The organism is Kineothrix sp. IPX-CK, from assembly GCF_039134705.1.
In the GTDB taxonomy this organism is placed as follows: Bacteria; Bacillota; Clostridia; order Lachnospirales; family Lachnospiraceae; genus Kineothrix; species Kineothrix sedimenti.
This window is the reverse complement of the sequence record NZ_CP146256.1, coordinates 908498-932759: the sequence shown is the minus strand read 5'-3', so window position 1 is coordinate 932759 and position 24262 is coordinate 908498. Positions and strand designations below refer to the sequence as shown.

The 24262-nt window shown below is 44.8% G+C and carries 22 protein-coding genes; 3 read left to right on the top strand and 19 right to left on the bottom strand.

All coding sequences use genetic code 11. The annotated features are described in order from the left end of the window. Positions 1 to 60: 60 nt before the first annotated feature. From V6984_RS04335 to V6984_RS04285, 11 genes are all read right to left on the bottom strand, one after another. Positions 61 to 870: a hypothetical protein gene (locus V6984_RS04335; protein WP_342758581.1), complete on the bottom strand. Its 810-nt coding sequence runs from the start codon at positions 868 to 870 to the stop codon at positions 61 to 63. Between the two features lie 143 nt (positions 871 to 1013). After that, positions 1014 to 1415: a D-ribose pyranase gene (gene rbsD, locus V6984_RS04330; RefSeq protein ID WP_342758580.1), complete on the bottom strand. Its 402-nt coding sequence runs from the start codon at positions 1413 to 1415 to the stop codon at positions 1014 to 1016. A gap of 18 nt (positions 1416 to 1433) precedes the next feature. Then, the gene (locus V6984_RS04325; protein ID WP_342758579.1) at positions 1434 to 2480 is read right to left on the bottom strand and encodes an ABC transporter permease; all 1047 of its coding nucleotides are present in this window, start codon (positions 2478 to 2480) and stop codon (positions 1434 to 1436) included. A gap of 15 nt (positions 2481 to 2495) precedes the next feature. Continuing rightward, entirely contained in the window at positions 2496 to 4037 is a 1542-nt protein-coding gene (locus V6984_RS04320) for a sugar ABC transporter ATP-binding protein (RefSeq protein WP_342758578.1), read from the bottom strand. Between the two features lie 18 nt (positions 4038 to 4055). Continuing rightward, the gene (locus tag V6984_RS04315; RefSeq protein WP_342758577.1) at positions 4056 to 4685 is read right to left on the bottom strand and encodes a DUF2291 domain-containing protein; all 630 of its coding nucleotides are present in this window, start codon (positions 4683 to 4685) and stop codon (positions 4056 to 4058) included. 227 nt (positions 4686 to 4912) lie between these two features. Next, positions 4913 to 5986, bottom strand: coding sequence for a D-ribose ABC transporter substrate-binding protein (locus V6984_RS04310; protein ID WP_342758576.1), 1074 nt, complete (start codon positions 5984 to 5986; stop codon positions 4913 to 4915). A 96-nt stretch (positions 5987 to 6082) separates the two neighbouring features. Next, positions 6083 to 7561 (bottom strand): glycerol kinase GlpK, encoded by a 1479-nt coding sequence (gene glpK, locus V6984_RS04305; RefSeq protein WP_342758575.1) that lies wholly within the window; start codon positions 7559 to 7561, stop codon positions 6083 to 6085. After that, entirely contained in the window at positions 7561 to 8493 is a 933-nt protein-coding gene (locus tag V6984_RS04300; protein ID WP_342758574.1) for a transketolase family protein, read from the bottom strand. The genes glpK and V6984_RS04300 overlap by 1 nt, the downstream gene beginning before the upstream one ends. After that, positions 8486 to 9316, bottom strand: a complete 831-nt coding sequence (locus tag V6984_RS04295; protein WP_342758573.1) for a transketolase — start codon at positions 9314 to 9316, stop codon at positions 8486 to 8488. Before V6984_RS04295 ends, V6984_RS04300 begins: the two co-directional genes overlap by 8 nt. Positions 9317 to 9354: 38 nt before the next feature. After that, positions 9355 to 10755: an L-fucose/L-arabinose isomerase family protein gene (locus V6984_RS04290; protein ID WP_342758572.1), complete on the bottom strand. Its 1401-nt coding sequence runs from the start codon at positions 10753 to 10755 to the stop codon at positions 9355 to 9357. Continuing rightward, entirely contained in the window at positions 10752 to 11792 is a 1041-nt protein-coding gene (locus tag V6984_RS04285) for a LacI family DNA-binding transcriptional regulator (protein ID WP_342758571.1), read from the bottom strand. The genes V6984_RS04290 and V6984_RS04285 overlap by 4 nt, the downstream gene beginning before the upstream one ends. Before the next feature lie 396 nt (positions 11793 to 12188). Here V6984_RS04285 and V6984_RS04280 point away from each other — a divergent pair, with 396 nt between their 5' ends. Beyond that, positions 12189 to 13001 carry a GNAT family N-acetyltransferase gene (locus V6984_RS04280; RefSeq protein WP_342758570.1) on the top strand — a complete coding sequence of 271 codons (813 nt, stop codon included), beginning with the start codon at positions 12189 to 12191 and terminating at the stop codon, positions 12999 to 13001. Positions 13002 to 13064: 63 nt separating this feature from the next. On the opposite strand, the gene V6984_RS04275 is transcribed toward V6984_RS04280, so the two are convergent. Further along, positions 13065 to 14078: a LacI family DNA-binding transcriptional regulator gene (locus V6984_RS04275; protein WP_342758569.1), complete on the bottom strand. Its 1014-nt coding sequence runs from the start codon at positions 14076 to 14078 to the stop codon at positions 13065 to 13067. A 152-nt stretch (positions 14079 to 14230) separates the two neighbouring features. After that, positions 14231 to 15055, bottom strand: a complete 825-nt coding sequence (locus V6984_RS04270; protein ID WP_342758568.1) for a MerR family transcriptional regulator — start codon at positions 15053 to 15055, stop codon at positions 14231 to 14233. Between the two features lie 114 nt (positions 15056 to 15169). On the opposite strand from V6984_RS04270, the gene V6984_RS04265 reads away from it, so the two are divergent. Then, complete coding sequence (locus V6984_RS04265; protein ID WP_342758567.1) at positions 15170 to 16498, top strand: MATE family efflux transporter; 1329 nt, start codon at positions 15170 to 15172, stop codon at positions 16496 to 16498. 105 nt (positions 16499 to 16603) lie between these two features. Here V6984_RS04265 and V6984_RS04260 read toward each other — a convergent pair whose 3' ends face one another. From V6984_RS04260 to V6984_RS04250, 3 genes are all read right to left on the bottom strand, one after another. After that, positions 16604 to 18232, bottom strand: coding sequence for an ABC transporter substrate-binding protein (locus V6984_RS04260; protein WP_342758566.1), 1629 nt, complete (start codon positions 18230 to 18232; stop codon positions 16604 to 16606). Between the two features lie 71 nt (positions 18233 to 18303). Next, on the bottom strand, positions 18304 to 19242 hold the full coding sequence (locus V6984_RS04255; protein ID WP_342758565.1) for a carbohydrate ABC transporter permease: 939 nt from the start codon (positions 19240 to 19242) through the stop codon (positions 18304 to 18306). A 14-nt stretch (positions 19243 to 19256) separates the two neighbouring features. After that, positions 19257 to 20222, bottom strand: coding sequence for an ABC transporter permease (locus tag V6984_RS04250; protein ID WP_342758564.1), 966 nt, complete (start codon positions 20220 to 20222; stop codon positions 19257 to 19259). 234 nt (positions 20223 to 20456) lie between these two features. On the opposite strand from V6984_RS04250, the gene V6984_RS04245 reads away from it, so the two are divergent. Then, positions 20457 to 21323, top strand: coding sequence for a class I SAM-dependent methyltransferase (locus V6984_RS04245; RefSeq protein WP_342758563.1), 867 nt, complete (start codon positions 20457 to 20459; stop codon positions 21321 to 21323). Between the two features lie 6 nt (positions 21324 to 21329). Here V6984_RS04245 and V6984_RS04240 read toward each other — a convergent pair whose 3' ends face one another. From V6984_RS04240 to V6984_RS04230, 3 genes are all read right to left on the bottom strand, one after another. After that, the gene (locus tag V6984_RS04240) at positions 21330 to 21776 is read right to left on the bottom strand and encodes a hypothetical protein (protein WP_342758562.1); all 447 of its coding nucleotides are present in this window, start codon (positions 21774 to 21776) and stop codon (positions 21330 to 21332) included. A gap of 63 nt (positions 21777 to 21839) precedes the next feature. After that, a complete protein-coding gene (locus V6984_RS04235) occupies positions 21840 to 22310 on the bottom strand; it encodes a DUF2752 domain-containing protein (RefSeq protein WP_342758561.1) in 471 nt (156 codons plus the stop codon). Positions 22311 to 22384: 74 nt separating this feature from the next. Next, positions 22385 to 24259 (bottom strand): ABC-F family ATP-binding cassette domain-containing protein, encoded by a 1875-nt coding sequence (locus tag V6984_RS04230; RefSeq protein ID WP_342758560.1) that lies wholly within the window; start codon positions 24257 to 24259, stop codon positions 22385 to 22387. Between the last annotated feature and the right edge of the window lie 3 nt (positions 24260 to 24262).

Sequence of the window (24262 nt, the reverse complement as noted above, 5' to 3'; positions counted from 1 at the left end):
CCACCATTTCAGATTTTTATATTAATATTTTTATTGCTCTCATCAAAATCACTTTCCCCTTCATAATCCATTTTTTATCTGCGCGATGTTTTCTTCCGTCAAGTCCATATACTGGATTGAGATTTCCGAAGCGTCTCCAATATAAACGTTGACCCACTCATTGTATTCGGATGCATCTACCGGGTGCGTGTCATCATATTGTCCGTCTTCCATGATATAGTAGACAAATCCCGTCCCGCTTTTATCTATATCACTTGGAAACGGATTATTTTGTGTGTCCGTTCCCGGAAAGTTTCTGTCCCATGCATCCACCATGCCAACCAGTACATAACTATCCGAATCCAGATTGTATTGATATAGGCTGTATGGCCAAAAATCACCGGCACGTCCCTGATTATGCGACCATAATGCCTTGGCGGTACCGTTATTATAAAAAGTCAGCGACGGAAACTCATTCAGTTCCGTTTGTAGTGCTCCAGTCTCATCGTCATAGGCAAATACATATCCTGCCATCCCCGCAGTAATTGTGGCGGAATACAATATTATAAGCTCTTCTTTTCCATCATTATCCACGTCATAAACGGCAAACTTATTCTCGGACATATCACCCAGCGGTTCGCCTGCGTCAATGCCGTCAGGGAATATATGGTTTTGGACCAGGTCTTCAAGTGCAGTAAAATATGCATGATACATATCGTCAATATTATCGGCAGGTATATCAGGTTCTGACGGTGTGTCTGTTACCGATGGCGAGGCCGGAAGAGATGAATTTTCACTATTATCATCTATATTTATTTCCTGGCTGTTGCCGCAGGCGGCAAGTGCCACACATAAAGATATAAAAAAAACAAAAAGTACTATTTTTTTCATTTAGAGGATTCTCCTTTTCACACAGAATATTATATAAATAATACACTTGTTCATAATACCACTCTTTTTTAAATAAAAAAAGACATACCTTCCGCCAGGCGGAAGGTATGTGTATCATCCTCATATTACTGCATTTATATATACTACGCGGGGAAAGCGACTCCCGCGCGCAGTATAATGTTCGGATAGGGCGTAAATTCTCCCGTACGGACTGCAAATTTTACATGCTTTGACATTTCCTTCAATTCCGTATGGGGTATTTTCCTTCCTTCTATTTCATTTAGCTTATCCTGGATATAGGATAAAAGTACAGGATTCTTGTCTTCGATTTCTTTCGCAATCGTATAAAATTCCACTTCCGTTTCTTCCAATATGGCATCAAGAGTCTGAACGAAGGTAGGAACGCCTCCGCAGAGTGCCAGATCCACAATCGGAATCCCCGGAGGAATCGGCATTCCTCCATCCCCTACCATAAATGTATCCATATGTCCAAGCGCGGCGATATAGCCTGCGAGCTGCGCATTTATAATTCCGCTTTTCTTCATAGCACCATTCCCCGCTGTTTACTTGCTCTCGTTACGAGCCATTAACGCCATCTTGGCCTGGAGATTCCTTTGGAACTGGTCAATGATTACGGCTAAAATAATTACCATACCTTTGATTACCATCTGCCAGAATTCAGACACTCCGCACATAACCATACCGTCGTTGATAACACCGATAACGAACGCGCCTACAATCGTACCGCCAATGGTTCCAATACCGCCCGCCATGGATGTTCCGCCTAATACGGCTGCTGCAATCGCATTCATTTCCCACGATTCTCCTGTTTTCGGGGTTGCTGCAGCCAACTGGGCAGAGGCGATAATACCGACTACCGCAGAGCAGATACCGGAAATCATATATACAAGAATTTTCACCCGGTCTACCTTAACGCCGGACAGTTTTGCCGCCTTCTCATTTCCGCCGATAGAGAACACATGCCATCCAAACGATGTTTTCTTGAGAAGTACCGCGAAAATAAGTGCCAGAATAATCAGAATCAAAAGTCCTGCCGGAATTCCGAACACACTGGAACCAAAAAACCTAAATCCCTGATTTCCAAGTCCTTCATACCCTTTTAAATCGGAATAGGTAGCTCCCGACGAATGAATATTCGCAAATCCGCGCGCCATATACATCATACCCAGGGTGGCTATGAAGGGAGCCACTCGAAATCTCGTGATGATAATACCATTGATGATACCGATCAGCGCCCCCAGTAAAATGGAAATAGCAACAATTACCGGAACACTGAAATATAAGGTCACTCCAAAAGCATTCAGCGCCAGGCCGTTCTGAATCAGCCCGCCTGCCACCATACCCGAAAGGCCTACAATTGCTCCTACCGATAAATCAATGCCTCCCGTAATGATAACATAGGTCATTCCAATTGCCAGAATCCCGTACAATGCGACATGCTTTCCAATCAAAAGCGCTGTATTCATGCTTAAAAAGTTGTCTGCCGCCACGCAGAAGAAGGCCAGCAAAACAATTAGTACAATAAAGGTTCTTCCCTTTAACAAAGTCATTACCAACGTACTGTTGGAACTTTTTCTATTCGAACTCATCTCCATATCTCCTTTTTACGATTGTTGATCGTGGTGGCCTTTATAAGACGCCAGCACTAATGCCTCTTCCCGGATTTCCTCTCCGCTCAATTCGCCCGTCTTAATTCCATTCGATAGTACGATTACACGGTCCGCGATCGAGATAATTTCCTTTAGCTCAGAGGAAATAACAATAATAGAAAGTCCCTGCTCCGCATATTGATTGATGATATCGAATACCTCTGTCTTTGCACCGATATCGATTCCTCTGCTGGGCTCATCCATTAACAGAATTTCAGGATTTGTCAAAATACCCTTTCCTATAACGACCTTTTGCTGATTTCCTCCGGACAGGGACAGAATCTGAAGCCTTTTATCCGCCACCTTGATATGGATATCCTTTATCTGGGATTCCACCATTTCATTTTCCTTTTTAAAGTCCACAAAGCCATATTTCGTATAATTTTTGAGCGCAGACAACGAGCAGTTTCGTCCGATATCCATCGTCTGCACCAGCCCCTCCCGCTGACGGTCCTCCGGAACGAGCGCAAAGCCTCTGTCAATCTGACCGGAAATGGACTTGATATCCATCTTCCTGCCCTCAAGATACATATCTCCGGTATGCTCAGGCCTAAGTCCCATGATGCACTCGAAAACCTCAGTACGCCCTGCTCCCATCAATCCGTAAATGCCAAGGATTTCTCCTTTTTTCAGCTCAAGGCTTACATCTTTAAGCAAGTAACCGCCACCGCTTTTCGGCAGTGTCAGTCCTTTGACTTCCAGTACATTTTCCCGTTTTGTCCAGTCGATTTCCCTGTCTTTCTTAGGATAGGACTTTCCTTCCCCGGTCATCTGCTTGACAATCCACGGTACATCTATATCACAGACGTCGGCATCTGCCACATATTTGCCATCCCGAAGGATGGTTACATGGTCTCCTATCTGCATAATTTCCTCTAACCGATGAGATATGTATACAATGGAGATTCCCTGCGCCGTCAACTCCCTCATAATCTTAAAGAGAACCTGAACCTCCTGCTCTGAAAGCGACGAAGTAGGTTCATCCATAATCAATATCTTCAAATCATCTTCTATGAGATTGCGCGCAATCTCTATCATCTGCTGCTGTCCCACCCTAAGATCCCCTACCAGGGTCTCCACCGGGATGGGGTATTCCAATCTTGCCAGAATCTTTTCCGATTGCTCTTTATGGAATTTATTATCCATTCCGAGCCCTTTTTTCTTTTCCTTCGCCATAAAAATATTCTGAAAAACCGGAAGGTTGGGAAATAGATTCAGCTCTTGATGAATAATGCCGATTCCATACTTTCTCGCTTCTGTCGTATCCTTAAAACGGACTTCTTCCTCACCCATATAGAGAGTTCCCTCACTGGGCTGTTCGATCCCGGCGATCAGCTTCATAAGCGTAGATTTACCGGCACCGTTTTCACCGATCAATACGTTTACTTTTCCCGTAAGCAGATCAAAATCCACGTGATCCAATGCCTTTGTACCGGGATATATTTTACTGACGTCCTCTGCATGAAAACAGACTCCCTCTTTACACATATTTGCCATACCGAATACCTCCTGCCTTTATTTTACGGTTAGTTTTATCGGTGTAATCAACAACTCTTCGTTTCCATTTTCCGTAAAAGTACCTATGAAGTCTATGGATTTTCCGGTAAGCTCTGCAGGATTCGCAGGTTGAATTACATTGCTGTCGATCATGGAATGCAGTTCCTTGGAAATCGCTGCCCATTCCTCCTGGTTGGTATAATCTCCGAAGTCGATGATGTCCAGAGCATCTCTCGTAGAGGAGCCTTTGTAAATGCTTCCTATCTGGAGCTTTATAATTTCCGGTCCGTCATAGCCGTCCAGCTTAACCGTCATATATCCTGCCTTCTTCTCCTGATTTACCTCTAATACCGTGCCGCTTCCTTTTACCGCATAGCTGATGCTTCCTGTTTTTCCCTCGGCATATTTGGAGGCAAGCGATTTCAAATCACCGTTCGCTTCGGTCAGCATGGCAACGATGTCTAATGCATTTTCTTCAATATTCGCCTGCGCACTTTCCCACAAACCGGAAACGCTTTCACCGGCATTGAACTCGACTTTACCGGTATACTTTCCTTCTTCACCGTTTTTTACGACCTTTACGCACCCCGTCATAGTCGTGATTACCAGAACACTTACGATAGCTAGGGATATTAATCTCCTTTTCATGGCGCTCTCCTGTCTTATCATTTTATACTTAAGGCCGGTTTACCAGCCTGATTTGCCAAACCATTACCAAAACTATACTACCATCAATTGACAAGGTCTCACACGGTCGGATAAAGGCAGATCATATGGTTCAGCGCGTGTAAGATCTCGTCAATCGATGGTATTAAAATAAGGATAAAATGGGAGCTATCAGAAGCCTTTCGGCTTCCGATACCCCATCATGAATGCTATTCGGAATATACGAATGTTTTTAAATTGGCAACGTTATCTGCCGTAATTGCAAGGCAATCTACCAATTGTTTTTCTTCCAATCCCGTAGTTCCTTCTTTTAAGTATTTATCAGCCTGCTCTACTGCCATTTCCGCGATAAGAGCGCATTGCTGAAGGGCGGTACCCGTCATCTTGCCTTCCTTAATTAAAGCCGCTGCTTCGTCAGAACCATCCACGCCGATAATCTTGATATCGCTTCTGCCTGCTGCCGCGCAAGCCTCTGCCGCTCCTACTGCCATCGTGTCGTTGCCGCAGATAATACCGGTTATCTCCGGATTAGACTGCAGGATAGTCTCTGTCTTTTCATATCCCTGTGTCTGCTCCCAGTTTGCAGTCTGAACCGCTACGCACTCCAAGGTATCATACTGGTCGATTACTTCATGGAAAGCTGCCGATCGAACACCTGCATTGGTATCGGATTCCTTGCCCAACAACTCAGCATATTTGCCTTCTTCGCCCATAGCTTCCACCCAGGCTTCTGCAATCGCTTTTGCTCCCTGATAGTTATTTGCAACGATCTGGGAAATAGCAACGCCTTCCTGATTAATTTCCCGATCGATCAAGAAAGTAGGAATTCCCGCATCTCGCGCTTTCTGAACTGCTTCTACCGTAGCATCCGCTCCTGCATTATCACAGATAATTGCCGCCGCTTTATCCGCAATGGCATTATCGAACAGCTCTAACTGCTTTGTAGGGTCATCATCATGTGATGCAGCCTTTACTTCATAACCTAATTCCGTCGCTTTTGCGCTTGCCGTATCCGCTTCCGTCTTGAAGAACGGATTGGAATGTGAAGGCGTGATAATATAAATAATATTGGAACCTCCCCCTGGAAGAACCTCTGTGGTCGCTTCTGCGCTCTCTTCGGTAGTTTCTGTCTGTTCTTCTGCCGGCGCCTGTTCCTGTGCCGGTGCCTCAGTTTCCGCCGGTGCCTGCGCCGGCGCCTCTGTTGCAGCTGATCCTCCGCAGCCTGCCAACATGGTTACAGCCATTGCTGCACTCAGTAATACTCCTAACATTTTCTTCTTCATTTCTTGTCCTCCTTGATAAATATATAGTTTTATTTATACAGCCGTCCTTCTCATATGAAGCGGCCTAGATTACGGGCTTCGCCCGGAAATCTCATGTTATTTGGTAAGCACATGGGAAACAGCAGTTTTCCAGCCGTTATACTTTTTTTCCCTTTCCTCTTTTTCCATCGAGGGTGAAAAAATCCTTCTCTCCATTCCATGAAATATATCTTCTTTTTTGTAGATTCCTGCGGCGATGCCTGCCGCATACGCGGCTCCTATGCCCGACAGTTCCTCTGCCGACGGCACTTTTACAGGAATTCCCGCCATATCACTTTGAAATTGCATCAAATATATATTATGGGCAGGTCCCCCATCCGCACGAAGCTCTTCGATTGGTATGCCCGATTCCCGGCTCATTGCCTGTATCACATCGGTAATCTGATATCCGATGCTTTCCAATCCCGCTTTTACGATCTCTGCCCGTTTCGTAGTCCTCGACATTCCCCATATCACTGCTCTCGCTTCGCTGTCCCAGTACGGAGCGCTAAGTCCCGTAAAAGCGGGGACAATATAGGTCGTATCCTGTTTATTTGCTTTTTCAGAAAGCTCTCCCGTCTCTCCAGGGTCACTTATCATTTGAAGGTCATCCTTCAGCCATGAAATTACTGCGCCCGTATAGTTAATATTCCCTTCCAGAACATAATTTATTTTACCGCTCATTCCCCAGGCCAGGGATGTCACAACGCTTTTGCTGAAAATAGGAGTATCCCCGATATTCATCATGATAGAAGATCCCGTTCCATAAGTAGCCTTTATCATTCCTTTGCTCAGACAGCCTTGCCCGAATAAAGCTCCATGGGAATCTCCCATCACACCTCTGATACTTACCTTTTGTTTTAAAAATCCATCAAAATCGACAGCGCCATAATCTCCGTCCGAATCGGTGACCTCCGCCAGAGCACAGATTGGAATCCCAAACAGGCCGCATATCTCTTCATCCCACGAAAGCGTCCGTATGTTAAAAAGCTGAGTTCTGGATGCATTGGAATAATCCGTCTTAAAAACCTTCCCTCCGGTAAGCCGGTATACCAGCCAGCTGTCCATCGTCCCGCAGCATAACTCTCCTTTTTCTGCTTTTTCCATAGCATATGGGACATTCTTAAGTATCCACGAGATTTTCGCCGCCGAAAAATAAGGAGACAGTTTAAGCCCGGTACGGGAGCGGATCATATCCGCATGCCCATCCTTCTCAATTTCCTCACAAATCTTAGCGCCCCTTGCGCACTGCCACACCACAGCATTGTAGATCGGTTCTCCCGTAATCCTATCCCAAACAAGTGCGGTTTCTCTCTGGTTGCTGATGCCGATAGCTTTAATTCCTCCCTTTTCCACTCCCGCCTTTTCCACCAGATTTTCTACTGCCTGCACTGTGTTGGCATATATTTCCTTCGGGTCATGCTCTACCCAGCCCTTATCATCTATCATCTGCTTATGGGACAAGTCCGTTCTGCAAAGAATTTCTCCCCTTTGATCGAACAACAGGGCCTTGGTGCCTTGGGTGCTTTGATCGATCCCAAGTATATATTCCGCCATTATGACAAATTCTCCTTCACCGTCTTAGCGATGCCCTGCGCATTCAGTCCATAATAATCGAATACCTCTTTCGAGGTTCCCGTAATTACCGGTGCATCCGGAAGTGCCAGATTGATCACCTTTTTCGGACATTCCTCCGAAACTATCTGGCTAACCATAGAGCCCAACCCGCCAAACGGCGAATGCTCCTCTACGGAGATTATTACCTTTGCGTTTTTGGCAGCTCTTATTATTGCTTCTCTATCGATTGGTTTTACGCAGTACATATCCAGTACCGATACATAAATACCTTGCTCCTTCAAGAGCATCGCCGCATCCAGTGCCGGCCTCACCATTTCTCCGCAGGCAACAATAGCAGCATCTGAGCCTTCCGTCAAAAGGGTTGCTTTATTCATCTCAAAAGGGCAGTTCTCTTCCTCATAGACATCTTCCACCGGATTTCTCCCCACGCGGATGTATGCAGTTTTCTCGTCTAAAAGCAGAGAATCTATTAAGTGCTTTGTCTGGAACCTGTCGCTGGGCAGATAGACTCTCATATTGGGAATCGCGGACATCGCTGCAATATCCTGTGCCGAATGATGGCTCATTCCCAGTGCACCATAGCTCACGCCTCCGCTGATGCCTACCAGCGTCACATTAGTATCGGAATATGCGCAGTCAACCTTCGTCTGCTCATAACTTCTTGTGGATAAGAAACAGGCCGGAGATACTGCAAATGCCTTTTTTCCGCACTTTGCAAGTCCTGCCGCAATACTGACAAGGTTCTGCTCCGCAATCCCCACTTCTACAAACTGCTCCGGGAATTCCTGTGCATATGGTACCAGCGAAGCGCTTCCTCTGGAATCGCTGCACAATACGACGATATCCTTATCCTTCGCTGCTTTTTCCATTAATACTTCGCAGATAGCCTGGCGATTTGGTATTTTATTCATGAAGAGCCTCCTCCTTTCTGATTGCTAAGTCATTAACTATCATCTTATATTCTTCTGCACTCGGCAGCTTGTGATGCCAATTCGCCTTATTTTCCATAACCTCGGAGCCAAAGCCTTTTATGGTATTGGCAATGATAACGCTGGGCTTTCCTTTTGTACTTCTCGCTTCTTCAAATGCTTTCCTAAGCTCTTTATAATCATTTCCGTTTGCCGTTATTACGTGCCATCCGAATGCACTCCATCTTACTTCCAGGCTGTCGTGAGCCATGACATCCTCCGTATTTCCGGAAATCTGCAGGCGGTTTCTGTCCACCACCGCGCATAGATTATCCAGCTTATATTGATTTGCAGCCATTGCACCTTCCCATATGGAGCCCTCCGCCAGTTCCCCGTCACCCATTACCGTGTAAACACGGTAGCTTTGTCCGTCCATTTTTCCTGCCAGGGCCATGCCCACGCATACCGGAAGCCCATGTCCCAGAGAACCGGAATTCATTTCGATTCCGGGAAGTTTATTATTGGGATGCCCGATAAACTTCGAGCCGAATTTCGAAAATTCATTGATGACTTGCTCTATCGGAAAAAACCCCTTTTTTGACAAAACTGCATATAATGCCTCTACGGAATGTCCCTTGCTCATTACAAAACGGTCTCTATTCGGATCTTCGAAATTTTCAGGGCTGACATTCATCTGCTCAAAATACAATTCTGACAGGATATCTAATACGCTCATGTCTCCGCCGATATGTCCGCCCTTTCCGGCGATGATTATATCGACTACGTCCTTTCTCAGGTCATAGGATAATGCCTTTAAATTTTCCATACGTTTTCCATTCCCTTCTTTTTATGTGACTAAAATTTTCATTCTCCTCGCAGGTATGCCTTTATATCTTCTTCGACAGGATCATACAGATCCGGCTTTATTCCCATATATTTGCAGGCTTCATATAACACCGGAACAACGTCTTTATGTATTCCTACACAGTGGTGTATGTAAGGACCTTCCACAATCTTCGCTTCCAGCCTCTTGATATTATCCACTTCTACCCAGAGGTAAGTTCCCATTCCCTTCGGTCCCTCGATTCCCTTGGCATTTCCAAGGAGCAGCGAATATTCGCCGTTATCTCCGTCAAATCTCACAAGGCTTACGTCCCCGTGCTTCGCTTCTGCCGTAATGCTTCCCGGATGGTCAAAGGCCAGAGGATAAGTAAGCTTCGGTTTTTCCCTTGCTATGGATATAGGCCACGGTCCGCAGTGCTGTAGCAACTCTCCGTTTTCTACGTCAGGATGCCTTATCGTCCAGTCCGCAAAGAAACTTCTCGTCTCTCCCATGCCTGCCGCCTCCACCAGAAGCGAGGTGATAGCTCCGTGAATATCCGTTTCACACACCACCGGAATTCCCTCATCATTCATTAAAGAATTGGCCGCACAGGGCATGATTCCGATTTCCGACTGTAACTGATTCCAGCACTGGATTCCCACCGCCTGGCATCCGTATTTCTGAACGAGATTGCTCATCGCGACTTTTAGGGCGGCAACGTTTTCCAACTCGTTTTCCTTTATCTGAATTTCCATTTTCTCTTTGCAGTAAGCGACCACCTTCGCTACCTCCAGACCCTGTGCCTTAACTTTTCTTATTTCGTCGGTAAGTTCCGGCATTGGAATCGGCGCCAGCTGAATGTTGAATTTTTCAAGCAACTCTCCCTCATTGCACATGGTCGTCCAGAAGTCAAAGGGCCTTGTAGAGATTTGCAGGATGCGCATATTCCGAAAGGTCTTTACCACGTTACACACTGCCAGAAAATCCTTGATTCCTCTTTCGAATACAGGATCGCTCAGCCTGCAATTGGTCATATAAGTAAATGGAACCTGAAATCTCCTAAGTACCTTGCCGGTCGCAAACAGACCGCACTGCGTATCCCGAAGCCTCACTCCGTCCGGCTCCGGCCTTTCATCCAGCGGGCCCCATAGAAGCACCGGCACATTCAGTTCCTTGGCAAGCCTCGCACATTCATATTCCGTGCCGAAATTGCAATGGGGCAGGAAGAGTCCGTCTATTTTCTCTTTCTTAAATTTTTCTGCTATTTGGCACCTGTCTTCATCATTATAAAGAAGTCCTTCTTCATTAATGTCCGTAATGTCTACAAAGGAAACTCCAAGCTCATTAAGTCTGTCCGCTGTCAGCCCTCTATATTTGATCGCATCCGGCGCACTGAAGATGCTTCTCCTGGTAGGCGCGAAACCCAATTTAATATTTTTCATAATCCGTCACTCCTTTTCCTATTTTCTTTTACACTGTCTCTTTCTATGAAATCAGGACAAACCAAGATTTTGGTCTTTATGGCTTGTTCTGCTTTTCTCATTTCCACAATTCTCTGTACGGCCATTTCTCCCATAGCCTGCTTGGGCACCCTAAGGCTGGTCAGCCTTGGCGTCGAGATCTCCGAAAACGGCAGGTCGTCGAATCCTACAATGGATACTTGTTCGGGAATCTGTATTCCCGCCTCCAGCATCGCTTTCATACACCCCAGAGCAATCATGTCGTTATCTGCAAAAAACGCAGTGGGAAGTTTCGGCTGTGTTCTAAGGTAGGCCTGCATATCCTGATAGGCACCATCCATCGTCACCGATACGGTAATACTGTTTGCCGGATCGCAGGTCAGCCGATGAAGACTCATTCCTCTTTGGTAGCCTGCCTCCCTTGCCTCAAAGGCCTTTATTCGGAAAGCTCCTCTTAAATAACCGATTTCTTCATGCCCCTTTTCCGCCAGATAATGGATGGCTTTTATTACCGCATCTTCGTTATTGATTAAGATTCCGTTGCAGTCCATCGTCTCATTCCAATAGTCCAAAGTCAAAAGAGTACACTTCGCATTTTCAAAAAAATGAAAATCCTCATCCATCAACTCAGCTCCCACAAGCACTACTGTCGCCTGGCTGTTTTTTGTCAATTCATGTACCCTCTTTTCAAAATCCTCTTCCCGCCTATCCAAATACTGCATGACCATTTCAAAGCCAAGCCTTTTGCATTCATTTTGAAAGCCGTCCATGATCAGGTTGAAAAATGGAGTATCATCCGTTATCAGCCCGTTCGTCTTATACATTACGAAAAGTATCCTCTTCAATATGGGTTCTTCGAAATATTCCAGTTCTCTCGCCACTCTCATAATCGTTTCCGTAGTAGCCGGATTCACTCCCCTTTTATTATTGAGAGCATTTGAGACAGTTGCCGGAGAAAAACCTGTTGCCTCACTTATTGTACGGATGGTAGTCCTCATCACATTATTCCTTTTCTCCATTTGTTGAATTTTCTTTATAAACATCATTATAAACATTTTATATATTTGTTCAATAATTTTTATATCATTTTTGCCAAAAACGTCATTGTATACCATTTGTACTACTTAATTTTGTATATTTTGCATAATATTATTTGACTTTTTATTATTTTTTATCCACCGCCCGCTTTCTTTGATGTAAATGTTTATATAAATTTTTATATAAACATTTACATTTAGATAAATAACTATCTTTGTAATACTTTGGAGAACACCCGGGACTTGCAAAAAATGTATATCAGCCTCTCCCAATATATAGTAAAATAAAGTTAGATTAATATTTGCTACAGCAGTTAGCCCGCCGCTGGCAGATTCATATAAACCGGCAGCACGTCGGTTCTGATTGGGAAAGGGGATATGATGGTAAAAATACCCGTAGACGGATTCACCGAAAACAATAAATATATTTGCAGGAACAGCAGTATTTATTTTTCATGTATCCTTAAAAATAAAGCAGATGGTATCATATGGGGAAACCGAAAAGATTCGCCTGATTTCTTGCTTGTGTGGAGCCCATATCAAGAAGGTTTTCAATTAATGGGAGCACCGCTGCCGAAAGAAGATTGGATGGGATTTCGAACATGGTTCGACCATACGATAATTCCATTTCTTAAAAATCAAGGGCTGGATTACTTTGAGTATGGTACAGACACTAAAGAATTGGCAGACATGTTTCAGCAAATATTTATAGACATACATATTTTTTCGGCAAACCAAAAGTTCTTTTGCTGGTCCGGGAAGAGTAACGAACTACAACCGCCTGCAGGATATGAGATCAAAAAGATAGACAGACCTTTTTTAAAAAAGAAATATCAAAATATAAAATCTATTCTGGACGAGTTGAAAAGGGCGTATGGTGATATAGAATCATATTTTGGGCATGGGATTGCCTATGCCGCAATATATGACAATACGGTGGCAGCAAGAGCAGATATGCTCTTTTGCGACAATGGGTATGGCAACATTTCCGTGAATACGGAACAAGATCACCGCCAAAAAGGGCTGGCGGCATACTTGACGAACAAAACTATCGAGGAAACTTGCAAGCTTGGACTACAGCCTATTTGGGATTGTACGGATGACAACTTGGCTTCGGAGAATACTGCAAAAAAGTGCGGCTTTCATATGATGCGGGAGGATGTTATCTCTTGGTTTATGCTGAATAGTTGAAAAAAGGCTGCACATCGACCGGTTTTATCCAGCCATGTGCAGCCATCCGTTTTCTTTATATAATTACTTTGTGTTCAGGTTCCTGTCTTTCACCGTCTCCCGTACTATGAATTTGGTACAAACTTGTGTTTTTACTACAATCTCATCTCTTCCTTCTATCAAATCTGCAATTCTCCGGACCGCTATTTTTCCCATTTCCGTATTAGGCACCCTCAAGGTTGTCAGTCGCGGAGAAGATATTTCGGAGAACGGCAAGTCATCGAATCCAACGATAGAAACATCATCAGGAATCCGATATCCTTTTTCCTGCAACGCTTTCATAGCCCCAAGCGCCATCAAATCATTATCCGCAAAAAAAGCCGTCGGCAAATCCGCCGCCGACTCCAGATAACCTTTCATATCCTGATAGGCTCCTTGTAAATTCGGCGTTACTGTAAACGTATGCTTTTCCTGATATTCCAGTTTATTTTTACGAAGAGCAGTCTGATAACCTGCAAACCTCGAACGAAATCCTTTGATCCTATATGAGCCGCGGATATATCCAATTTGCTTATGCCCTTTCTCTATGAGATATTCGGTTGCCATCCTTGCGGCATCGGAATTATTGATCAACACCGAATTAAACTCCATATGCTCGTCCCAGTGATCCATAATGAGCAACGGACATACCGCTTTTTTGAATATCTCCAGATCCCCTTCCAGCATCTCCGTAGCTAAAACCACCGCCGCACTTCCGCTTTCCGTAATCAGATTCAACACTTGTCTCTCATAATCCGAATCTCTCTGATCCACATTGCATATTACCATTTCATAATGGTACCTTCTGCATTCCTGCTCGAATCCGTTTATCAGAGAAGAAAAGAAAGGTGTATCGTCAATAATGGATCCGTTCTTACGAAAAATCACCAATTTGATCTTGGTAATGGAAGTCTCGCTGATATAACCGGTCTCTCTTGCTATGCGAAGTATCTCTTCCGCAGTTTCTTTATTCACACCTTTTTTATGGTTCAGGGCATTGGATACCGTAGCAGGCGAATATCCGGTCATCGCACTGATATCTCTAATACTTATTTTCACCTTACACACCTTCATTCATTAATATGATAGGAGCAATGTACATACCCGCTTCATTTTTTTCATCATATCATAATTTTGGATTTCAGTCTATTTGTTATTAGTTAAAGAACACCTTCGCAAATTCAGGCATATATTTGGAATAAACATATTTTTTATTGTACGTGTATCTCTATCTGTAAAAGATACTTTGTGGAATCGATGGTAGAGGTCTCATCGAACAAGTACTCCTCATATGCATCGCCGCATACTTTCAGGCCCGCTTCTTTAATATAATTAAGAATCCTGTCATATAGGCCTGCGCTTTGTGAATATTCACCATACTCCCGCCCAATTACATACAAGCCTTTGGGCTTTTCTGAATTGCTCGGATAGCTGCCCCCGGATAAAGGGCAATAATAATACCGGGAAGGATGAGAAAAATTTCTTTTCAATAAATCCGAATGGGAAATAATCGAACCTGCAGGCAATCCGCGAATGATCTGATTATCGTTGCAGAAATCATAAAATTCCACAAGATAGTACCAGCCATCCAGTACATGACTGGTCTCCGGAAGCTTTGGTCCCAGCAAAAGCGGTACGGCATCGTATTCCTTAACTTCAATAGTGCTAATATCATTCCTCACGCTCATTCCCTTTTTTGTTAAACTAATTCGGGTATCCAGCATATCGTTAATCTGTTCCAGCGTTTGAATCTTTTCTTGGACCACAGTTTTTTGTACTTGCAGCATATCGACTAGATTCTCCGGCGAACGATTACTTATATAATCTTTAACTTGTTTCAAGGGCATGCCTATTTCCCGCAAAACAGTAATCACATTGGCAATATCGATCTGGGGATAGGTATAGTAACGATAGCTGTTATTTCTATCGATCTCCGCAGGAGAAAGAAGTCCTATTTTATCATAAAACAAAAGGGTCCTTCGCGTAATCCCAGTCACATGGGCAAATTCACTTATTTTCATACGATACTTTTCCATCTTTTACCCTTTTTCGATTTTTTAAAACATTTTATAATTCATAGCTTGACTGTTCAGTATGTGTACAGTTTATAATAGCCAGTTGAACTAATCAATGTTTTTTTGGAGGAGTGTATGCTAAACAAAATTTTAAACATGAAACACATTAATAAGCAATTTTCCCGATATGTGATCCCATCCGTAATCGGAATGCTCGTTCAGGCACTATATGTTATCCTGGACGGCGTTATCGTCGGACAGGGTATCGGCGAGGTCGCCCTCGGCGCCATCAATATCGTTTTCCCGTTCAGCATGCTGGTCATCGCTCTGGCTATGCTTATAGCCGTAGGCGGCGCAAATGTATACTCTTTTCATAAAGGGCAGGGGGAAGCAGAAAAGGCGAATAATATATTCTGCCAATGTCTGGCATTGGCAGTCATGATAGGTATCGTGCTGGCATTAACGGGCTTCTTCTTTCGGGAAAGGATTTCTATCTTCCTGGGTGCAAACGAAGAATTGTTGGTCCCTGCAGTTGCCTACCTCAAATGGTCGGCTCCCTTTTCTCTTATACAAATGGTCACATTCGGTCTTTCTGTTTTCGTGCGCAATGATAATAACCCTAAGATCGCCATGCTCGGTTCTGTCTTTGGTGCTGTCATCAACGCAGCTCTGGACATTATTTTTATTCTCGTTCTTCATTATGGAATAGAGGTAGCAGCGATTACAAACGGCATTGGTATGGGTATTGAATTTCTTTTTTATATCAGCCATTTTATTTTTAAAAAGGGTGCTCTGCGCATTCGCAGGCCTGTCTTCCATTTTGGGGAAATAAAAAGAGTATTGAGCAACGGTATGGCTTCCTCGCTGATGGAATTCAGCGTGCCGGCCTTTACCTTCTCCTATAATCTTGCCGTGGTGCAGATCGCAGGAACTCTTGGTGTATCCGCATATTCCATCGTTGGTTATGTATGTTCGATTATCAATATGGTAGTAATGGGCGTAGCGCAGGGAGTGCAGCCCCTCATGAGCCTCTATCACGGTCAAGATGAGAAGAAGGGATTTTCCTATGTGTACCATCTCGGAGTCATTACCAATATTGCCGCCTCCGTCGTATTGGTTGCTATTTGTGTAATCTTCGGAGAAAACATTGCCCCGCTGTTCCATACCGGCAATACTGCTTTAACCAGTCTGACCGCATATATGCTCAGTCAATATCCATTTGCATATATTTTTATAGGAATCACTTTAATGAATATCCTCTATTTCCAGACCATGGAACGCAATATCTATGCAACGTTGATTTCGTTTTTACGATGTCTCGGCTTCGTTCAGATTTTTTTACTGCTTTCGGTATTCGTATTTGATGCCAAGGGGATCTATCTTACTTTTTTGGCCGGTGAATTGTGTCATTTTATCATTTCCCAGGTATTGGTAAGAAGGACAATGAAACGTTATGCGGTATAATACAAAGATGCCGCGGTCCGACATCTCATCTGTCAGGCCGCGGCATCACGCATATCTATCTCACCCCAGCATAAACACCCTCATGCTAAGATTCCGTTTTTATTACTACTGAGCATTTGCAAAATAAGCATCCAACTGTGCATTTGCTTCATCCACTACCGTGCTCATTCCGGCAGCTTCCAGCTTATCGAGGAATTCAGGCAATGCGGTCTCAGGATCGATTGCACCAACGCTAAGTGCCAACGCATACTCTTCACCTACGTTTGCCAAAGCAGCCAGTTCTGTTTCAACATTAGTAGGGTCGAACTGATATCCGAAGGCAGGGATAGCCTTTGCAGCTTCATAGTAAGGGATGAATGTGTTCGTAAAGAAGTCTTTCCCTTCACCTTCCTGAGGAGGAAGCAGAGTGATATTACCCATACCGTTTCTCCAAGGCTGGTAGTTATCGCGTTCAGCGGTAAATACTACGAGTCCGTCATCATTTAAGTTATAGTGAGTACCTTCCACACCATACTCTAACAATGTCATTAAATAAGGATCTGTGTTCAGCAGGTTAAGGAATGCCATTGCTCTTTCAGGGTTCTTGGAAGCTGTAGAAATAGCCATCATAGCGCCCTGTGTAGATGTCTTATCTACGTAAGGAGGTGTGCAGGGAACAAAGGCAACTTCAATACCGCGTTCCTGGCTTGCCTGTACCTCATATCCCAAAGCGTAAGACTGCGTACCGATCAAGTAAGAGCCGCTGAGCTGCTTGGAGGTACGTAAATCGTTTGCCGTCTGCTTGTTTGCACATCCGGGATCGATATAGCCTGCTTCATAGTATTCACGAGTCTGCTCTACGAATTTCTTATATTCTTCCGTAGCATATTTGTTAACGATCTTGCTTCCGATATCTTTGGAAACATCCGTAGGATCGATGTAGTAAGATAATACGTTAAGACTTCCGGAATCGCCGTTTACGATGATAGAATTATCTACCATTCTTTCCAGAACGAAACCTTCAACGAGCAGCGGATAGAAGTCAGCGCCTTCGCCTTCTTTAACAGTCTTAAGAATATCGCCGAAACCATAGTAATCGGTATTCTTGATGTCGTCTAAGGTATAGCCGTATTTCTCTAACAAGGTAACGTTAATATCCCATGTGTTCTGTGTTCCAAAATCCTTGAATGCCGGAAGAGCATAAACGCCGTATCCGTCGGAACCTTCGATTTCAGCACCGGTCTTCAGAACTTCCGGAAGAGCATTCCAGATGTCGCTGCCGTAGTTTGCCAGTAAATTGGTTTCCGGATCATCAAGGCGTACCCAAGCGCCTTTTTTCGCAAAGGAGTTGTACTCATTTGCGGACCATGAGCATGTAAAGTAAATATCTACGTCGTCGCCGCCGTTGATTGCAAGCGTAGAGCCTTCATCGAAGTCACCCCATGTTCCCCAGATAGGCTCAAGAGTAACATTCAACTTCTCGCCGAGGTATTCGTTTACTTTCTCCATAACCGCCTTATCGTCGTTTACGGTGCTTCCATGGAGATACCATTTTAAGGTAACAGGCTCGGAAGTGTCCAGAGCTGCTGCTTCCGCAGGAGCCTCTGCTGTTTCTTCCGCAGCCGGCGTTTCTGCCGTTTCTGTTGTTTCTGTCGCATCAGTAGCTGTTTCCGTACTGCCGGTGCTGCCGCATCCCGCTAACATCGTAGCGGACATGGCGATACAAAGCACGAGTGATAATAATTTTTTCTTCATGTTTACCTCCCTAAAAAATTTATAGTTTTATGTAAGTGGCGTTATTGCCAGACCTACCGTGTAGATGGGCATCAGCCCTTTACCGAGCCTATCGTAAGGCCCGCAATGATGTATCTTTGGAAGAACGGATACGCAAAAGCGATGGGAACTACGATCAGTACTACCAAGGCCATCCTAAGACTCTGCGTGGGCAACTTGCTGGCAGCCGCAGCCGCATCCGCTCCCATGTTGGCGCTGTTCTTTGCCAAATATTCCACATTCCTCTGCATCTGCATAAGTAAATACTGAAGCGGAATCTTCGCTCTATCTCTTACGTACAGCAGGGCGATGAACCATTCGTTCCAGAATGCCAGGGCATTGAGCAATGCGATAGTCGCAATACCGGGCTTTGCGATCGGTACGATAATGCGGAATAAAGTATTGTATTCCCCGCTGCCGTCGATTGCCGCAGCCTCGATCAGCTCCTCAGGAACAGAGCTTTGAAAAAATGTTCTCATAACGATAATATTGAACGGATTTACCAAAAGAGGTACGATAAGCGCCGCATAATTATCGCTGAGCCCCAGCATCTGTTTACATACCATGTAAGTCGGGACCAACCCTCCTCCGAACAACATGGTAAAAAAGCTAAAGAAGGAGAAAAAGCTTCTATACTTGAAATCCCTGCGGAAGAGCGCATACGAATACAGAATACAAATCAACACGCTGATCACCGTACCAACTATCGTAATAAAAAAGCTGTTGAAATAGGACAACCATAGCTGGTCTCCCAGTTTCATTATGTATTTATAAGCCTCTATTCCCCATGACAGCGGAACAAAGGAGTATCCAATCTGTCTGATGCTTTCTTCCGTCGTAAACGAAATAATTACAACGAAGATGAATGGAATAACGCATGCCGCACAGAACAATGTCATAACGATATTGATAATGATTTCTGCCGGGATACTTACTGCGTTAATAGGCCTTTTTCTCTTGCGACCTAAAGCCATCTGTGCATTTTTACTCACTTTTATTACCTCCATTAGAACAAGCTGCTGTCCTTGTCAAATTTACTTACAATACCGTTAGCAACCATGATGCATATAAATCCGACAACATTCTGCAAAAGTCCGGCTGCCGTCGTCATACTGTAATTCTGCGTCGCAATCATCGCACGGTATACGTAAGTATCGATTACCTGCGTTACCGACATAATCGGTCCGGAGCTCATCGGCACCTGATAGAACAAGCCGAAATCGGCGTTAAAAATCTTACCTACCGCCAGTATGAAGAGTATAATAATCATTGTTTTCAAATGGGGCAAAGTCACATAGAAAACCTGCTGCAGCTTCGACGCTCCGTCGATGCTGGCCGCTTCGTACTGGGTCGCGTCGATACCCGTTATAGCCGCCAGATATAAGACAACCGAATATCCTGTACTCTTCCATATGTAAGCTATCGTCAATATGTATGGCCAGGGTCCCGTAGTGTTATAAAAGTCAATAGGCTTCATACCCCAATTCTGCATGGCATGCGTTAAAAGTCCGTTGGTAGGATCCAAAAACGCCTGCAGGAAGTAGCTCGCTACTACCCAGCTTAAAAAGTAAGGAAAAAACATCAATGTCTGATATGCTTTCGCAACGAACTTTTTGGTAACCTCATTCAATATAACAGCAAAGGTTACAGAAATCAGCAGTCCCAATATGATGAAGACTATGTTATAGCCCAAGGTGTTTCGAATCATAATCCATGAATCGCTGGTCGCAAATAGAAACTTGAAATTCTTTATCCCCACAAACTTGCTATGCATTATATTATTAATTAACGACGGCGCTTTCGTGTAAATTTTATAATCCTGAAATGCCATCACGATGCCGAACATCGGCAGGTAGCGAATCAGTATCAGCCAAATGGCTCCGGGCGCCACCATGGTAAGCAGCATAAATGTCTTCTTTTTTCTCGCCGAAACCGTCGTATGTGCCTTCTTCGCAACAGATACTCGTGACATTCTATCTCTCCTCTCGTTTGTCCTTATCTTCAAGTCTGAAATCATTTTGTATCTTGTGATTTCTTAAGTAAATCATACACAAAAGCCTCCTTTCTTACCATTTCTTATGTTGCCCTTTTTTGTATATTATTGTGCACATATTTCCATTTTAAAAGGTACGTTGTGTATAATTTATTGCCAAAGGTGTGCCGTTGGTGTATATTTAAAATAAATTTTTATAAGGAGTTATAGAATATGTGGATTGCAGATCAATGGAAAGATTATGAAGTAATAGATACCTCGTCCGGGGAAAAATTGGAAAGGTGGGGCGATTACCTCTTAGTCCGTCCAGACCCTCAGGTCATATGGAATACTGAGAAAAAGAATTCCGGATGGAAAAAGAAAAACGGCCATTACCACCGCAGCGCCAAGGGCGGCGGAGAATGGGAGTTCTTCAATCTTCCCGACGAATGGACCATAAAATATCGCGAACTCACATTCCATTTAAAACCGTTCAGCTTCAAGCATACCGGACTTTTTCCCGAGCAGGCGGTGAACTGGGACTGGTTCTCCTCCCTGATCGCACAGGCTGGCAGACCCATTAAGGTTCTCAATCTGTTCGCTTATACCGGAGGCGCTACTCTCGCCGCCGCAAAAGCAGGAGCACAAGTCACTCACGTGGATGCTTCCAAGGGTATGGTAAACTGGGCAAAGGAAAATGCCGCCGCTTCCGGACTTGTTGATTCTCCTATCCGCTGGCTTGTGGACGACTGTGTCAAATTCGTAGAGCGGGAGATCCGCCGGGGCAGCACCTATGATGCGATCATTATGGACCCGCCCTCCTATGGACGCGGCCCAAAGGGCGAAATATGGAAAATAGAAGAGAGCATCTTTCCCTTCATCGAACTGACGGCAAAAATACTCTCTAAAGATGCACTTTTTTATTTAGTAAATTCCTATACTACCGGACTGCAGCCGGCAGTACTTTCCTATATGATCCACCTCGCCGTCGCTTCCAAGCTCGGCGGACATGTATCTGCCGAAGAAATCGGCCTTTCGGTAGCGGACAGCGGCCTCGTTCTTCCCTGCGGCGCCTCCGGCAGGTGGCAAAGGAACGCGTAAGCGTTGTTATATGCCTTGAACGCCAAAGGCGATCAGCATGACTAACACAATAAGAATATAAATCGCCAGTACCACGCCCGCGATGATCAGGTAAGCCTTGAAAAAGTTGGATTTGCTCTTTTTTTCCGTCTTGCTGAATGCCCATACAAAAACTAAGACGATGCCCACGCAAGGTACGAACATAGCTAAAAGCAGCGAAACTAACCATTCGCCCACACTCATAGGCTCCTCCAGCTCCTGCTGATAACCGCCCTGTGATGGATATTGGTAGCCTTGGCCACTCTGCTGACCATAGCCGTAGCCTTGATTCTGACTGCTGTTCCCATAGCCATTCTGCTGGCCGTAGGCGTAGCCTTGGTTCTGATCGCTGTTTCCATACGGATCCGGTCCGGTCCCGGTAAATACTCCGCTTTGCTGTGTCCCGTCGTTCGGGTACATGTTGTTGTTATCCATCGTATGATTTCCTCCCTCATTTATGTATACTCTTTTTCTTCACTATATACAGTATTCATTTTATCATATACCTAATAATCTATGCAATATTTCTCTGTAACCGGGAACATATCTTTCCAAAAAGCTGCCTCCTGTGTAGACATACGGCGGCCTTTCGGGAAACACGGTGCACATCCTGTAGACATATACTGCGAGCATAGCGATCCCAATAATTATAAGTCCGGTTTTCCAGCCTTTTATCCTTTTTCCGAGGATATAGCGGCATATCACACAGTAACCGATGAATAATATAACGGGAATCGCCATCGGATTGAGATTCCATGAGCGCATGAACTGTCCGGTCAGCATGAAAAATACGGCCCGCGTCATTCCGCAGCCCGCACAAGGAAATCCCGTCAGTATGACCAGCGGGCAAAATGCATGATATATAGCGTGTACAATAATATAGTAAGCCGTAAAAGCAAGCAAAGCTTCCTTAGCATTCCACAAATCCGCTCCTATTCGCTTACCTATCCCCTTTATCCTTTGTTTCATGCTCCCTCCCGCTCAAAATCCACTAATCTATTTCTTCCATGCAATATATTACCGGTTTTCCGCCCTGCACTTCATCACTGGCTTTCTATCCTGCTGTTCAGCTCCTCAAGATACATCCAGCGGTCCATTCTTTCTTCCAGCTTCTGATCGGTTTCTTCCTTTTCCTTCGTCAGCTCATTTAATTTTATGAAATCCGTGGAAGCCCGCAGAATTCTTTCCTCCAATACCTCAAGATGTTCCTCCAGCTTCGCGATCTCATCCTCTATCGTTTCGTAATCCTTCTGCTCTTTATAGGTAAACTTAAGCTTGGATGGCTGTGCCTTCCAGCTCTTTTTTCCGCCCTCCGCATCATTTATGGCACCGTTCTCTATAATACTGCTCTTAGCCGCCTTCCCGTTCAAGCTTCCACCGGATCCTGCCGCCGGCGCAGCGTTCATAGCTGCCTTCTTATTGGCATAATCAGTATACCCGCCTTCATATTGACGCAGCTTCCCGTTTCCTTCAAAGGCAAAAATCCTGCGCACCGTTCGGTCTAAAAAGTACCTGTCATGAGAAACAGTTATAACGATTCCCGGAAATCGATCCAGATAGTCCTCTAACACCGTCAGAGTAGCAATGTCCAAATCGTTGGTCGGCTCGTCCAGAATCAGTACATTGGGAGCCCTCATAAGCACCTTCAGTAGATTAAGCCTGCGCTTCTCTCCTCCCGACAGTTTGCCGACCAAAGTATATTGCTCACTTCCGGAAAACAAAAAACGTTCCAGCATCTGAGAAGCTGTAATGCTTCCATCCTCTGTCTTCACATATTCCGCCACATCTCTGATATAATCAATGACCTTTTTGTTCTGCGGCATCTCCAGAGCGGCTATCTCCTGCGCGTAGTAGCCTATTTTTACAGTCTGCCCGATTTCCACCCTGCCCGAATCCGGCTCGCACTGTCTCGTCAGTATTTTCATAAGTGTGGTCTTCCCGCAGCCGTTCTCACCGATAAATCCGATTCTGTCTTCTTTCAGGAAAAGATAGGAAAAATCATCGATCAAGACCTTTTCCCCGTAACGCTTGCTGACATGACTGATTTCTACTGTGGTTTTTCCAAGCCGCGAGGCCACCGAACTCATCTCCACCTTTGCATCATAAGAAGGAGCCTGCATCTGTTTCAGCTCCTCGTATCTCTCAAGTCTCGCTTTTTGCTTGGTGGAACGAGCTCTCGCTCCGCGCTTCACCCATTCCAACTCTGTACGCAGAATGGACTGTCTCTTTCTCTCTCCTGCAAAGGCTTCGTCCTCGCGCAATGCCTTTAGCTCTAAGTAGCCGGAATAATTCGCCTGATAGGAATATATCTGTCCTTTATCGATTTCCACGATTCTATTCGACACGCTGTCAAGAAAATAGCGATCATGAGTTACCATAACGATAGCTCCGCTTCTCTTTTTCAGCATGTCCTCCAGCCAATCAGCCATCTCGTTATCCAAATGGTTAGTAGGCTCATCCAGAATGAGGATATCCGCCGGAGAAAGCAGCGCCGCTGCTAACGCCAGCCTTTTTCGCTGCCCGCCGGAAAGGGTCCCGCATTTCGCCGTCACATCTGCGATCCCAATCCCCATCAGCATGGCCTTAGCATCGCTTTCCTTAGCCCAGACCTCCTCACCCACGCCCTCCGCGCGAAGCTTCTCCTTCGTCTCCTTCATTACTGCCTGTAAGGCGGTTTCTTCTTCATCGAAGCTCGGGTGCTGGGACAGGTAGGTACAGATAACATGGTTGGCTCGAATGACATTTCCTTCATCCGGCTCCTCCAGTCCCGCCATCATCTTCAGCAAGGTGGACTTGCCGGTTCCATTGATGCCGATAACTCCCACCTTCTCCCCTTCCTGCAGATAAAAAGAAGTATGGTCGAACAATTTTCTTTCGCCGAAGGATTTTACTATATTCTCAACTGTAAGTATATTCATAAA

Bases quoted from the DNA above. Each gene is read 5' to 3' on its own strand.
- V6984_RS04335 (WP_342758581.1), bottom strand. From the start codon at position 870: ATGAAAAAAATAGTACTTTTTGTTTTTTTTATATCTTTATGTGTGGCA.
- rbsD (WP_342758580.1), bottom strand. From the start codon at position 1,415: ATGAAGAAAAGCGGAATTATAAATGCGCAGCTCGCAGGCTATATCGCC.
- V6984_RS04325 (WP_342758579.1), bottom strand. From the start codon at position 2,480: ATGAGTTCGAATAGAAAAAGTTCCAACAGTACGTTGGTAATGACTTTG.
- V6984_RS04320 (WP_342758578.1), bottom strand. From the start codon at position 4,037: ATGGCAAATATGTGTAAAGAGGGAGTCTGTTTTCATGCAGAGGACGTC.
- V6984_RS04315 (WP_342758577.1), bottom strand. From the start codon at position 4,685: ATGAAAAGGAGATTAATATCCCTAGCTATCGTAAGTGTTCTGGTAATC.
- V6984_RS04310 (WP_342758576.1), bottom strand. From the start codon at position 5,986: ATGAAGAAGAAAATGTTAGGAGTATTACTGAGTGCAGCAATGGCTGTA.
- glpK (WP_342758575.1), bottom strand. From the start codon at position 7,561: ATGGCGGAATATATACTTGGGATCGATCAAAGCACCCAAGGCACCAAG.
- V6984_RS04300 (WP_342758574.1), bottom strand. From the start codon at position 8,493: ATGAATAAAATACCAAATCGCCAGGCTATCTGCGAAGTATTAATGGAA.
- V6984_RS04295 (WP_342758573.1), bottom strand. From the start codon at position 9,316: ATGGAAAATTTAAAGGCATTATCCTATGACCTGAGAAAGGACGTAGTC.
- V6984_RS04290 (WP_342758572.1), bottom strand. From the start codon at position 10,755: ATGAAAAATATTAAATTGGGTTTCGCGCCTACCAGGAGAAGCATCTTC.
- V6984_RS04285 (WP_342758571.1), bottom strand. From the start codon at position 11,792: ATGGAGAAAAGGAATAATGTGATGAGGACTACCATCCGTACAATAAGT.
- V6984_RS04280 (WP_342758570.1), top strand. From the start codon at position 12,189: ATGATGGTAAAAATACCCGTAGACGGATTCACCGAAAACAATAAATAT.
- V6984_RS04270 (WP_342758568.1), bottom strand. From the start codon at position 15,055: ATGGAAAAGTATCGTATGAAAATAAGTGAATTTGCCCATGTGACTGGG.
- V6984_RS04265 (WP_342758567.1), top strand. From the start codon at position 15,170: ATGCTAAACAAAATTTTAAACATGAAACACATTAATAAGCAATTTTCC.
- V6984_RS04260 (WP_342758566.1), bottom strand. From the start codon at position 18,232: ATGAAGAAAAAATTATTATCACTCGTGCTTTGTATCGCCATGTCCGCT.
- V6984_RS04250 (WP_342758564.1), bottom strand. From the start codon at position 20,222: ATGTCACGAGTATCTGTTGCGAAGAAGGCACATACGACGGTTTCGGCG.
- V6984_RS04245 (WP_342758563.1), top strand. From the start codon at position 20,457: ATGTGGATTGCAGATCAATGGAAAGATTATGAAGTAATAGATACCTCG.
- V6984_RS04240 (WP_342758562.1), bottom strand. From the start codon at position 21,776: ATGGATAACAACAACATGTACCCGAACGACGGGACACAGCAAAGCGGA.
- V6984_RS04235 (WP_342758561.1), bottom strand. From the start codon at position 22,310: ATGAAACAAAGGATAAAGGGGATAGGTAAGCGAATAGGAGCGGATTTG.
- V6984_RS04230 (WP_342758560.1), bottom strand. From the start codon at position 24,259: ATGAATATACTTACAGTTGAGAATATAGTAAAATCCTTCGGCGAAAGA.